This is a genomic window from Candidatus Moraniibacteriota bacterium (assembly GCA_016699875.1).
GTDB lineage: Bacteria > Patescibacteriota > Minisyncoccia > Moranbacterales > UBA1568.
In genome coordinates, this window is the sequence record CP064989.1 from 981390 (window position 1) to 994108 (window position 12719).

Sequence of the window (12719 nt, forward strand, 5' to 3'; positions counted from 1 at the left end):
TTTGGGTGAACGAATCTATGTCCAAGCAGAACAGAAAACCGAAACGTCGAGAGAAGCCGGAGTATGATCAGAAACTCTTGAACCTTGCTCGTGTGACCCGCGTGGTCAAAGGTGGGCGGCGGTTTCGTTTTCGTGCGACATTGGTTATTGGAAATCGAAAGGGTAAGGTCGGTGTCGGTGTCGCTAAGGGGTCGGACGTCTCAGATTCCATACAGAAGGCGTTTAATGATGCGAAACGAAACATGGTGTCAGTGATGCTGGATGGATCGACTATTCCTCATGATGTTCGCGAGAAGTTGGGAAGCTCCGTGGTACTTCTGAAGCCGGGTATTCCCGGGCAGGGCATTATTGCGGGCGGGGCGGTTCGCGCAGTGATGGATTTGGCGGGCATTAAAGATATTGTCTCCAAATCGCTTGGCGCGTCGAATCCGCTCAATGTGGCTCGAACGACTGTTCGCGCGCTCTCTCAATTTCGCGCAAAGCCAAATATGCGACATGATGATACTGTCTCGGAACCGGCAGTTGTGTCTCCCGACGCATCTCCTCAGGAAGCTTCGACACCAGCATAAACTACGACGAACGATTACCTATGCAGATTCATGAAATTTCTTCGGGGGACCGGTTACGGCGGAAACGTGTGGGGCGCGGCGGAAAACGCGGCACCTATTCCGGGCGCGGAAACAAAGGACAAAAAGCTCGATCAGGAGCACATGTGAACCCGCTTTTCGAGGGTGGACGCGCATCTCTGGTTGATCGTCTCAAGAAAGTTCGAGGGTTCAAATCTCCGCATGCCAAGAAGCCGTTTGTAAAGTTCTCGGACATCGCTCGTGTGTTTGTATCTGGAGAGACAGTCTCAGTGGAAACGCTTATAGCGAAGAAGTTGGCTCCGAGCGATATCGTAAAAAAAGGTGTTAAAATCATTGGTTCGGGAGCGGCGTCGAAGGGTCTCTCTTTTGATGCGAATCTTTCTTTCTCCGAGAATGTTCGCGAGCTTATCGAGAAATCCGGCGGGAAAATAGTCCCGTTGAAATAGTTGCAAGATCCGAGAAGTCTTACTTGCATGTTGCGAGGGTGATAACAATCGGAACACAAAAAATCTATGTATGCGGCACTGACTCGTATTCTTTCCGAAAAGGAAATACGAAGTAAAATCCTCTTCATTCTCGGCGTGCTTGTTGTCTACCGGATTGCGGCGGTGGTGCCCTTGCCCGGCGTTGATGTGCTGCAACTCCAGCGATTCTTCGATGAGAATCAGTTTCTTGGTCTCCTCAATGTATTTGCCGGCGGGGGAATTTCCAGTGTCTCTATCGTACTTCTCGGAGTGGCGCCGTATATTACGGCGTCTATTATTATGCAACTTCTGACGACGGTAGTGCCTCGCCTTGAGCGAATTTACAAGGAAGAAGGTGAAGCTGGACGGCAGAAATTCAATATGGTGACACGATGGCTCACCATTCCGCTTGCGGTTATTCAAACATTCAGCATGATTTCTCTTCTTCGGTCGCAAGGCGTGCTGGGTAGTATCACCGCTTTCGATACGGCGGCAATGGTAATCATAGCGACGGCCGGCACAGTGCTTCTCATGTGGCTCGGTGAGTTGATTACGGAGAAAGGTTTGGGGAATGGTGTTTCGATCATGATATTTGCCGGCATTATGGCAGGTATTCCGGGGGTGCTTGCGCGCTTCCTGGATACGTTTGGGCAGAATCCCGATGATTTTTTCAACAATATCGTTTTTGCCGTCGTGGCGCTTCTCATGGTGGCGGGCATCGTATTTGTCAATGAGGCGCAACGCACGATTCCGATTTCCTATGCCAAGCGTATCCGTGGCGGCATCGCTTCCGCCGGTACGTCGACGCATCTGCCGCTTCGCGTCAATCAAGCAGGGGTCATCCCGATTATCTTTGCCGTGTCTCTCATTATTTTGCCGAATGTGATTGCTGGATATCTCATGAAGACAGCGACCAATCCGACTGTTGCCCATGTTGCATCGAGCGCTTACTACCTTTTCCAGAACCAGTGGTTTTACGGGATATTCTACTTCTCATTGGTGGTCATTTTCACCTACTTCTATACCGCAGTGATCTTTGATCCGACAAAAATTTCTGAGAACTTGCAGAAGCAGGGTGGCTATGTGCCTGGCATACGACCGGGAACGCCGACTGTGGAGTATCTCTCAAAAGTGCTGGGACATGTGACGCTGGTAGGCGCGGTATTCTTGGGAACGGTCGCTGCGTTGCCGGTCGCTGTGCGCGGACTTACCGGTGTGCAGTCTCTTACTATCGGAGGTATCAGCATCTTGATTGTTGTATCTGTGGTACTTGAGATGGTCAAGCATGTGCAGAGCCAGCTCGCCATGCGAAGCTACGAGGGGTTCTGAGAATCCGCTCGATTGGTGTTGCCGTATCTTTATCCCCTTGTCTATTCTTCATGAATAAGCCATTCACTATCATTTTGTTGGGGCCGCCGGGAAGCGGAAAGAGCACGCAGGCGGATTTCTTGGTTCGGGAATTGAATGCGGTTCATGTTGATATTGGTCTTGCGCTTCGGAAAACAGCGGAGATGCATACGCCTCTCGGCGAACGGGTTGCCGACATTATGAATCGTCGGAACGAGTTGGTTCCCGATGACATCGTCGAAGAAGTGCTCTCCGGTGCGCTGGCATCGGTTCCTTCGGAAAAACTGGTCGTGGTTGACGGTGCGCCGCGTTGCTCGACACAAATTGGGATTATCGATGGCATATTGCAGACATTTGAACGAAAAGTCAATCTTGCTGTCTATGTCGCGCTTTCGGAAGAAGAGTCGGTGCGTCGTATTTCGCGTCGATGGATGTGTCCGCAATGCAACCGACCGTTTGTGTCGGGGGTGGACTTTCGAGAGGGAAATGCTCTCTGTCCGTCGTGTCATATCCCTCTGTCGCGCCGGAAGGATGACACGGAAGAGGGAGTCCGTAAGCGGTTTCAGGTATTCGCTTTAAATACGCTTCCGGTTGTGGAACACTACCGTCGGACCGGCGCGCTTCTTGAAGTCGATGGCACCAAGGACCCGATCGCACTCTTTGGGGATATACGAGAACAGGTCGTTTTTCATTAACGCACGAGTGTTATGCAACTCAAAAACAAAGCTCAGATGGACTCGCTCCGAGAGAGTGGGAAGCGTCTTGAAATGGTGATGCGAAAAGTGGCGGAAGCGATTCGTCCGGGAGTTTCTACGGCGGAACTCGATGCGCTTGCCGAGCAAACCATCCGGAAACTCGAGAGCGAGCCGGTATTTAAAGGCTATGGTGAGGAATATGGCAAGCCTTTTCCGGCTTCGATTTGTACCTCGATCAACGATGAGGTGGTGCATGGTATTCCGCGGAAAGAACGAGTCGTCCGAGAGGGCGACCTGGTGAAGATAGATATGGGGCTTCGCTTTCAGGGTATGGTGACGGATATGGCGCGGACATTCGCTCTCGGAGATGTGTCCGACGAAGCGGCGCGCTTGGTGCGTGTGACCGAGGAGAGTCTCCTGCGAGGCGTGAGTGCGGTGAAGGTTGGCGGACGGCTCTCTGACTATGCGAAAGCCGTGCAACATCATGTCGAGGAAAACGGCTTCTCGGTGGTGCGCGATCTGGTGGGGCATGGCGTCGGCTTCGAACTTCACGAACTGCCGCGGATTCCCAACTATTTTTTCTCCGGTATGAAAGATGCGATCTTTCGTGTCGGCATGGCGGTCGCCTTCGAGCCGATGGTAAATGTTGGCGGATACGAAGTGCGTCTCGGCAAAGACGGCTGGGTCTTCACGACTGAGGACGGGAGTTTGAGTGCCCACTTCGAAGACACGGTGATCATTACCGACCATGGCATCGAAATCGTCACTCGCAGCGGGAAGTGAGTCTCTCTTTTTTGTCCAGAGTCTCTGCTTCCAACAAAAACTGCCTTAAGCTTAAGGCGGTTTTCTGTTTCATTGCATCCTACCTTTATATTTCTTTGCTGCTACTGTACCGTGACTTGACAGAATATAATACTTCGAATACGATAATTCCATGTTGAAAAGATTACTGATTATTCTTAGCATAGTATTTGGCACGCTTGTTGCTGGAGTCTCATTCGTATTGATAAATGGAAAAAAGTTTGGGCAGGATGATGGACTGGGAAATTATCGAGTTTCCCCTATTCCGGCTGAACAACCTTCTGAATCTGTTACTACTGCGGGGAGCACGAATGGTGCTGATTTTAACTCCTACAACAAAATACTTCCTGAACAAAAAATAACCGGCGTACAAGATATTGAAGGACCATACAAAAAGGTCACTGTGAGTAATGGAGAAGTCACGTTTTCTTTCGAAGTCCCGGATCATTGGTTGACCGAACTTCGCAATTCCGGAGAGGTTCAGATGAATGAAGAGGAGTTGAGGGAGTTTCTGGGAACGAAATGGGATGGGGATATTCGATCCGGAAAAGTGTGCGGAGACACGAAGGTATTTGACAGGGAGATTGGTGATTTTGTTACGAAAGAATCCTGTTCATATCCGGTTGGGGATTACTGGGATTTCACATGGGGTATGTTGAAGGATATGTCGTATAGCGAAATGAAGAGTTACTACGCCAAGATGCGTGACGAACTCTCTTCCGGATTTCCAAATGCAACAGTAACATCTGACAATAAGATTTGGTACACGGATATCGGCTGGGACCAAGTGAACTTCTATATTCTTGATAAAGTGTCTGATTCTCAATACATAAAAAGTGTTACTTCTTTCTGTGATAACACGGATTGTCTCAAGGAAAGATACCTTAAATATACTCTGGATGTTGAGAAGAAAGCCGAGAGAGATGAACATGGAGACGTTATCGTAGACAAGGGGCATATGTATGGGTTTTCGCAAATGATGAATCTTGCCGATAACAAAGTTCTCCGTATTTGGAAAGAAGCGTATGTGCCTGGTGAATTTGAAGAGGGAACGAAACATCTCATAGATACGCTTACGTTCGAATAAGTTGTTTTTCTATAAGAATTCTTGAGTTTGTAGAAAAGGTTGCGTGGTGCTTGACAATTTTCCCTTCCTTCGTTAAATTTCCTTTATTTTATGTCGAAAAAGACACTTTTTCTTGTAGTCCTTCTTCTTTTTGCCATTCTTGGATGGTGGCTTCTGCTCCATGTTCAGAAGAACGCTCAGAATACGCCGGAAGAATCGATTGCAAATTCAAGACGGTCAATGCAGGTGGTAGAAAAGTTACAAGAAGCTCAAGCTTCTGATGGTGGTGTAGAAGGATCCACTTGGAAAACGTATACAGTAGGAGACTTTAAGTTTCAGATGAATATTCCCTCTGGAATAAGTGATAATTTGATGATTTTCGAAGAGAAAGTAAAGGAGGAACATAGTTTTTATGGAAGTGCCACAGAAAGCATTCTTTGGTTTTCCTACCCTTTGGATAGGGCTATTCCAAGATCTGATCGTGATTTAAGTTTGGGAAAAATTGATAGGATGGAGGTATGGTATATTGACGTGATTCCGGTGAGTGATTGGAGAGAAGGCATTTGTGATGGAAAACCTCTTTGTCGGCAAGGGAGGGTCATTGCGAGAGATGACTCATATGTTTTTGAATCCGGATTTAGGAGTGTCGAAGGTGCAGGGAGATTATGTCTAGATTATAGTGATGTTCAAAAGAGTTTCTGTGAGTCTTACAAAGGATTGATTGATTTCGTAGAAAGCAATCGCTTTAAATTTTCCTTGGGACAGGGAAGATAAAAAGGATATTCTGTAGGAAGTGGGTGTCCTACTTCTCTATTTGCTATTGCTGGTGAGTATACTCAATATTAGTGAGAATTTGTGATATCCTTCGAATAATTCATCTTCTTGAATCTCTCTTCGGGTCATATTCTCTGTGGCTTGCTGCGGACTATCTCCGGCGAAACAGGAGAGAGGGGGTATACCGAGCTCATGAGTCTTTTCATCGACGAGTTTGTTTGGTGCTTGACAACATTCTTTTTCTCTACTAGATTCTCTTTATGTCTAGAAAGATGATTGGCATTTCGATTCTTCTTTCTTTGTCTTTCGCTGTTTTCAGCGGATGGTTTGTGCTTCGTGATCAGGATGATCAGAGAGTATTGAGACAATCATCACCTGTAGTATCAGATCAGTCAGCGCAGCCAGAGAATGCCTGGGTTTCTGGTGTTCCGGGCTCTTCAAATTGGAAAATATACCGGAATGAGGAATATGGGTTTGAGATACAATATCCGATGGAGTGGGCAGTAAGGCGAGAGGACAACGATATTTTTCTCGGCCCTAATGACTCGGAAAGAGTTGTCCCGCTATTGAGACTAACAGTTGAGAAGAATAAGGATATTAAAGAATGGGTTCGTGATCTTAGAAATGATAAACCTTCTTCTCCCTACAAGAATATAATTTCTCAAGAAGATCATAATGTAGGAGGAAATGATGGTGTAAAGATCATTTACAGCACTGACATTGGTCTTAACGAAGAGGCGGTTTTGGTTCGAATTGGTAATGGGAGTCTGGCAGTCTTTTCGTTTCCAAGCGAGAATAACATCTCATCGTACTATGAAACAGTTATTCAGACGTTCCGGCTAAACCCCTGAAGTGCAGCATGAAGCCATCTCCCAAATCGTGTCTTGGAAAAGACATTGTTTGGGTCCATGGCTTTCTGTGAGGAGGCTCTCGGAGAGTGTTCTTTCAAAACTGAAATAGGGAACGAAAACTGTGAATGTGCTTGCTTGGTTGATGTTTGTTGCTGGAGTTATATTTTCCAGCGCTACCTATGCTTACAATGTTGCTGATAGCTTCCGCTTTCCGCTGGATGATTATGCCGTAGGTTGCAACCCATATTGGGGAACATGCGTAAAAGCGTGGCATTTGGGAGAAGATGCCGGAGCATCGGCAAAGACAAAGGTGAAAGCAATTGCCAATGGAATTGTAAAGGAAGCGAGAAAGGCAGATGGTTACGGCGGTGTTTATATTATTGAACATACTTTGGCTAGTGGTGAAAAAGTTGTATCGATAATCGGACACCTAAACATCGACTCCTTTACGAAGAAGGTTGGTGACGAGGTTAGCAAGGGGGATGTCTTGGGAGAGGTTGGGACGTCGTCTCAAAATGGTGGATGGTCAGAGCATGTGCACACAGGAATCCATAAGGGATCCTATGGAAATGGTAAGAAATGTGGCTCTGACTGGATATATGCGGGCTATACGTCCTGTGGTTTTATAAAGGACGAATGGTATGATCCGAGCACTTTTATTCGGAGTCTTTATTCAAGTTCCGATCCTATGTGCTCCCGTCTTAACTCGAGGTTTTTGCTCTGTTGGAAGTTTGGGGTTGATAGTTCGTGCCAAGGAGGAGAAGGTTGGTCACTGTATGACTTTGATACGATGTCAACTGTTCGATTGCCAGATAACCATTATTGTCCAGTTAATGCTGATGGTGCTGGCGGATCTGAATCTCCCGCTCCCCCTCCCATCACTGGCGGCAAACACTCCGGCGACCTTCCCAACCTCATCGTCCACGAACTCTCCCTCGTGAGAGAAGACAACCGTGACAGTCCCCAACTCTCCCAAATCCATATCGGAGAACGAAGCTATTGCAATATCCAGGTGAAAAACATCGGAGAAGCCGGAGCGTGGGGCACTTGGGCGAATCGGTGCTATCTTTCCAAGGGAAACTACCGCGATCACGATCCCGATAACCTCGGACATGAGAGCATGGAAGATTTAGCGACCGGGCAATCCCGAAGAGTCTACCAAATCATCCCCGCTTTCGAGTATCCGGGAACCTTCAATATTACCGCGTGCGCGGATACGGACGGGAGCGGCGAAGACAAAGCAATTACCGAATCCGACGAAGGTGACAACTGTCATGACGAGGTTCGGTTCACGGTGGTGAGCAATCCGAATCTTGCGACGACAGTGATCAGTCTTGAGAACCTGTTTACAATCTTTTCAACAACAATCGAGCAAAACTTAAAACCATCATCTGTAAGCTCGAATCCAGTGTCCGTTCGCAATTCTTCCAGAGCCTTCGGCATTTCTCCAGCCAGGAGAAGCTTCTCTCGACCACCCAGCGCTGAGGAAGAACGGCAAACGTATGCAATTCGTTTCGTTTAGCTACTCCCACTTCCGCACCGATACATGCTTTGATCGCTTTGGCGAAGTTTTCTCCGGTATAACTACCATCAGTCAAGAGTTTCTCCACCCGTGAAAGGTGTTTTTTGTTTGCCTTGACGGCTTGGATAGCTCCATTTCGATCAGTGACGTTAGCAGTGGTTACCGTGAACGCATGCGGCAATCCGTTGGTGTCAACGAGAATATGTCGCTTGATACCGGAAACTTTTTTTCCTGCATCATAACCTTTTTCTCGAGCCGTATCTGTATTCTTGACACTTTGAGCATCAACGATGCAGAAACTGGTTTTGCATTGTTTGCCATTTTTCATACGTTCTTGTTCGACCAATTTTTTTTAAGACTTGCTCAAGCATACTCTCTGTCTGTTTGTTTTTTCGTTCCTTCCAGACAAGGAAGTGTCGATAGACACTCTGCCATTTTGGATAATCCTTGGGAAGTGCCCTCCATTGGCAACCCGTGACCAGAATGTAGAGCAGAGCGTTGAATACGTCATAGGAATCAAGTGTCTTTGGTTTGGTTCTCTTCCTGGTTGATTCGAGAAATGGTCTGATGTGTTCGAATTGTTCTCGGGTTATGTCGCTTGGATACATGGTTCTTTTGGTTTGAGGATTATGTCCTCAGTGTACCAGAAGATTGTAAACAGGTTCTGAGGGCATCGTCGGAAACCCTTTGACAAACGAATCTTTCAGCATTTCTTCCACGACGGCAAATCTCGGCGAGAACTTCGGACCCGACTATGTCTACATCGGCTATTTCATCGATGGAAGACTTGTTGGACAGAATCAGATTCGTCGGGAAAATATGCGAGGAGGCATGAGCAAGACGGAATCTCTCTTGGTCCCCGGAGGTATTGCGACTGCCGGTGTCCACGAGATCAAGGCATGCGCCGATTTCACGGGCGATATTGCCGAGACGGACGAGACGGATGACTGCATGACGCTATTGGTGAATGTGAAGGCGCCTGTTCCGCCAAATCTGTCGATAACCGGTCTTGCTCTTGCAGGCGGTGCTCGACATGTCTTTACCGATGACCGTCCGGATATCTCCATTAGCATCGGGAATGCCGGAGGAGTTTCATCCCCGGTATCCGGCGAGGTATTCATTTCGGAAGTTCCTTTCGGGATAGGGAAAGTCTCGCTGGGAACATTCCAAGTCGGCGCGATACCCGAAGGGGGAAGCGCTATCGGAACGCTCCCGGGTGTTTCGTTTATCAGGCTGGGTCCGTGGATGTTGACGGCGTGTCTCGAAGGGAATGCGATATGCGCCTCGGGCAACGTCGTGATCGTTGAGAGTAGTCACCCGGTAAATAAACATATGGACCCGGCGCTCATCATGATGATTAACAGACATAGGCATGACAGGCACAGGAGGCATGTGAAATGAAAGTGAAGAAGGCGATTCAAACAGCCCTGCTTTTTGTAGGGATCCTCTCCAAACCGGCATGGTCTGCCGATATGGTATATTGTCCGGATGCTAATTGTAAGATCAATATGGATGGACATACGATCATGCGCGTTTGGGGTGTTTCGGGACTTGCGAATCATGCTCTGATCGCCAATCCCGACTATGACTGGCCGACGGAATCCGCCATTATTTCGTGGCGAGACGCTCTCCTGTCGGCAAGGGAGAATGGCACTTGCGTGAAACTGTACTATGACTCCGCCAGCCAGGATGATGGCGAAGGCAATACGGTTCACACACTGTGGTCGCTCTCTGAATAAGGATTTCGATTTCTGATCTCAACAACCCCGTTTCCGAAAGGTGGCGGGGTTTTCTTTTTGGCTTGGAGGAATGGGAAGAATGGTGTAGTATGAATAGAAAGTAAACAATAATCCAGACATAAAGATGTTGAGAAGTTCGCTATGAAAACACCGTTAAAAGAACAAAAATTAGCGATTTACCAGGCGAAGGATGGTGGTATCGAACTTCGCGAGGATGTTGCGAGAGAGACTGTATGGGCGAGTCTGGATCAGATCGCGCTCCTTTTTGGTCGCGATAAATCCGTGATATCGCGGCACATACGCAATGTTTTCAAGGAAGAAGAGCTGATGCGCGATTCAGTTGTTGCATTTTTTGCAACAACTGCCAGAGACAAGAAAACATATCGAGTAGAACACTTCAATCTCGACATGATTCTCTCTGTTGGCTATCGAGTGAATTCGAAAATAGCGACACAGTTCCGGAAATGGGCGACCAGAACACTCAAACGGCATATTACTCAGGGCTATACTTTGAATAAGAATGTCTTGGCAAGAAACAAGGCGGAGTTCTTGCGGGCTATCGAAGATATAAAGGCGCTTTCTTCCGGCAGTACGAAAGTTGGCACGGAGGATATCTTGGAACTCGTGAAAGCCTTTTCGGGGACATGGTTTTCTTTGCGGTCATATGACGAGGCGGGATTGCCACGGACCGGCTCTACCAAGAAAAACGTGACACTCACGGCGGATGAATTGTATGGGGATGTCGAGCTTTTGAAGAAAGATCTTGCGGGGAAGGGCGAGGCGACGGAGCTCTTTGCGCAGGAAAAATATTCCAAATCTTTGGAGGGAATTCTGGGGAATGTCATGCAAGCTGTCTTTGGCAAAGACGCCTACGAAACGGTAGAGGAAAAAGCTGCGCATCTTTTGTATTTTGTGATCAAGAATCATCCTTTTACCGACGGCAATAAACGTGCGGGAGCTTTTTCGTTCGTGTGGTTTTTGCGAAAATCGGGAATTGATTTCACTCGCGCGATTACGCCCGAAACGCTCACGACGCTCGCACTTCTCATTGCCGAGTCGAAGCCGAGCGACAAGGATCGCATGATTGGTCTCGTGCTCTTACTTTTAAGAAAGCCGTCATGAAAGTGTCTCTCAATAAGCTTTGTGTTTCGGCGTGGTATTCTTCTGATAGAAAATCGGTAGTTTTTGATCTTTAATGGCAACTCTATGAAAACGTATACGGGCGGGTGTCAGTGCGGGGCGGTAAAGTTTGAGATGAAGATGGATAAGATAGAAGAGGCGCTCTCGTGCAACTGTTCGCGCTGTGAGCGCGCGGGGCTTTTGCTGGTATTCCTTCCGAAGGCTCAGTTTACAGTGCTCTCTGGCGAGGATAATTTGTCGGATTACCGATTTGGCGACAAGAGTATTGCACATCTCTTTTGCAAGACGTGCGGCATTCAGGCATTTGGCTTCGGCAAGGGGCATGACGGCGCGGAGATGGCAGCAGTCAATGTTCGGTGTCTTGATGACTTTGACTTGAAGCCGCTTCGCATCAAGGAGTTCGACGGAAAGTCATTGTAAACATTTTCTGTCAAGAAACAAAGAGCGTGAATTCTATGGAAATATTCTCATATCTTGGTATCGATTGGGGGGAGAAGAAGGTGGGGGTGGCAATCGCCGACTCGGAGACGAAAATGGCTTTTTCTCTCGTGACGCTGCCAAATGACGATCGATTGATTGATGCGCTCGGGAGTATTCTCGAGGAGCGTTCGGTGCGGGAAGTCGTAATCGGCATTCCGTCGCATGTGAATCGCGAGCGAGTGGAGTACGGCGGGGAGAAGCTGGGGAAGCAGCTTGCCGAGCGGTTTGGCGTATCGATCCGCTACGAGAATGAAATGTTCACAACCAAAATGGCTCGTGCCGAGCTGATTGAGCGCGGTGTCCGCGGGCATCTCGATGCTCAAGACGATCGTGAAGCGGCGCGGATTATTCTTGAGAGCTTTCTCGCGGGGAAGGGGGAATTGTGATACACTGAGAGTGTTCAGGGGTATAATTTCTCTTCCCTTTATTTTTTATGGAATCACAGCCTTTCGTTTCGGTCATTATTCCGGCATACAAAGAGGGTGACCGCATTGGAACGACACTCTTGGAAATCGGCAAGTACTTTAAACAGAAAGATCTCACATATGAAATCCTCGTCGTGGTGGACGGATCGCCGGATAATACGGCGGAGATCGCGCGGAACTATGCGCTCCATGTCGACCACATTCGCGTGATTGATAACCCGGAGAATCATGGCAAGGGGTATGTGGTACGGCAGGGACTCCTCGAAGCGAAGGGTGAATATCGTCTTTTTATGGATGCGGATGGATCGACGGCAATTACGCATTTGGAAACTTTCTTGCCAGCCATCGAAGAGGGAAATGATGTCGTGATCGGATCGAGAGATATCGAGGGAGCTTTCGTGCAGGTGCATCAGCCGCGGTATCGCGAGATCATGGGCGACATGGGTAACTGGGCGATTCGTATCGTCTTGGGACTTTGGTCATATCCGGATACGCAGTGCGGGTTCAAGATGCTTTCGGCGCGCGCTGCAGACGCGATCGCAAGTCGCATGGTGGTAGATCGGTTCGGCTTCGACTACGAACTCATTATCTTGGCGCACAAACTCGGATTCAAAGTGAAACAACTCCCGGTGCGCTGGCTCAATGAAGAGGGTTCGACTGTGGGCGGTCTCTTCGGGCCGAATGGTTTTATACAAGTGTTGATCGACCTCTTTAAGACAAAGTGGCGGCTTATGACCGGTGCCTATCGGCTTGGTGCGTATGTGCCTGAAGATAAGAAGGCAGAAGCCGGGAACTAAAGTGAAGACAATCACTGCTTATTTTTCCGAG

The 12719-nt window shown here is 48.2% G+C and carries 16 protein-coding genes; 14 read left to right on the plus strand and 2 right to left on the minus strand.

The window, feature by feature from the left end; all coding sequences use genetic code 11:
- Positions 1-17: 17 nt before the first annotated feature.
- From rpsE to IPK84_04770, 8 genes are all read left to right on the plus strand, one after another.
- Positions 18-569: a 30S ribosomal protein S5 gene (rpsE, locus tag IPK84_04735; GenBank protein ID QQS15639.1), complete on the plus strand. Its 552-nt coding sequence runs from the start codon at positions 18-20 to the stop codon at positions 567-569.
- A 20-nt stretch (positions 570-589) separates the two neighbouring features.
- Positions 590-1033 carry a 50S ribosomal protein L15 gene (gene rplO / locus IPK84_04740; protein ID QQS15640.1) on the plus strand — a complete coding sequence of 148 codons (444 nt, stop codon included), beginning with the start codon at positions 590-592 and terminating at the stop codon, positions 1031-1033.
- A 66-nt stretch (positions 1034-1099) separates the two neighbouring features.
- Positions 1100-2380 (plus strand): preprotein translocase subunit SecY, encoded by a 1281-nt coding sequence (gene secY, locus IPK84_04745; GenBank protein QQS15641.1) that lies wholly within the window; start codon positions 1100-1102, stop codon positions 2378-2380.
- 50 nt (positions 2381-2430) lie between these two features.
- On the plus strand, positions 2431-3093 hold the full coding sequence (locus IPK84_04750; protein QQS15642.1) for a nucleoside monophosphate kinase: 663 nt from the start codon (positions 2431-2433) through the stop codon (positions 3091-3093).
- 12 nt (positions 3094-3105) lie between these two features.
- Entirely contained in the window at positions 3106-3876 is a 771-nt protein-coding gene (gene map, locus IPK84_04755) for a type I methionyl aminopeptidase (GenBank protein QQS15643.1), read from the plus strand.
- Positions 3877-4027: 151 nt separating this feature from the next.
- Positions 4028-4981, plus strand: a complete 954-nt coding sequence (locus tag IPK84_04760; GenBank protein QQS15644.1) for a hypothetical protein — start codon at positions 4028-4030, stop codon at positions 4979-4981.
- A gap of 90 nt (positions 4982-5071) precedes the next feature.
- Positions 5072-5734: a hypothetical protein gene (locus tag IPK84_04765; GenBank protein QQS15645.1), complete on the plus strand. Its 663-nt coding sequence runs from the start codon at positions 5072-5074 to the stop codon at positions 5732-5734.
- 260 nt (positions 5735-5994) lie between these two features.
- Positions 5995-6585, plus strand: a complete 591-nt coding sequence (locus IPK84_04770) for a hypothetical protein (GenBank protein QQS15646.1) — start codon at positions 5995-5997, stop codon at positions 6583-6585.
- 793 nt (positions 6586-7378) lie between these two features.
- Here IPK84_04770 and IPK84_04775 read toward each other — a convergent pair.
- On the minus strand, positions 7379-7699 hold the full coding sequence (locus tag IPK84_04775) for a hypothetical protein (GenBank protein QQS16268.1): 321 nt from the start codon (positions 7697-7699) through the stop codon (positions 7379-7381).
- A 232-nt stretch (positions 7700-7931) separates the two neighbouring features.
- A protein-coding gene (locus IPK84_04780; GenBank protein ID QQS15647.1) for an IS5 family transposase occupies positions 7932-8715 on the minus strand; the annotation gives its coding sequence in 2 pieces (ribosomal slippage) (positions 7932-8450 and positions 8452-8715; 783 coding nt in all).
- A gap of 79 nt (positions 8716-8794) precedes the next feature.
- Between IPK84_04780 and IPK84_04785 the strand changes: the two genes are divergently transcribed.
- From IPK84_04785 to IPK84_04810, 6 genes are all read left to right on the plus strand, one after another.
- Complete coding sequence (locus IPK84_04785) at positions 8795-9508, plus strand: hypothetical protein (GenBank protein QQS15648.1); 714 nt, start codon at positions 8795-8797, stop codon at positions 9506-9508.
- The gene (locus IPK84_04790; GenBank protein ID QQS15649.1) at positions 9505-9846 is read left to right on the plus strand and encodes a hypothetical protein; all 342 of its coding nucleotides are present in this window, start codon (positions 9505-9507) and stop codon (positions 9844-9846) included. The genes IPK84_04785 and IPK84_04790 overlap by 4 nt, the downstream gene beginning before the upstream one ends.
- A gap of 141 nt (positions 9847-9987) precedes the next feature.
- Entirely contained in the window at positions 9988-10968 is a 981-nt protein-coding gene (locus IPK84_04795; protein QQS15650.1) for a virulence protein RhuM/Fic/DOC family protein, read from the plus strand.
- Positions 10969-11052: 84 nt separating this feature from the next.
- Positions 11053-11406: a GFA family protein gene (locus tag IPK84_04800; GenBank protein QQS15651.1), complete on the plus strand. Its 354-nt coding sequence runs from the start codon at positions 11053-11055 to the stop codon at positions 11404-11406.
- Positions 11407-11441: 35 nt separating this feature from the next.
- Positions 11442-11852, plus strand: a complete 411-nt coding sequence (gene ruvX, locus IPK84_04805; GenBank protein ID QQS15652.1) for a Holliday junction resolvase RuvX — start codon at positions 11442-11444, stop codon at positions 11850-11852.
- 47 nt (positions 11853-11899) lie between these two features.
- Positions 11900-12688 (plus strand): glycosyltransferase family 2 protein, encoded by a 789-nt coding sequence (locus IPK84_04810; GenBank protein ID QQS15653.1) that lies wholly within the window; start codon positions 11900-11902, stop codon positions 12686-12688.
- Positions 12689-12719: the final 31 nt, after the last annotated feature.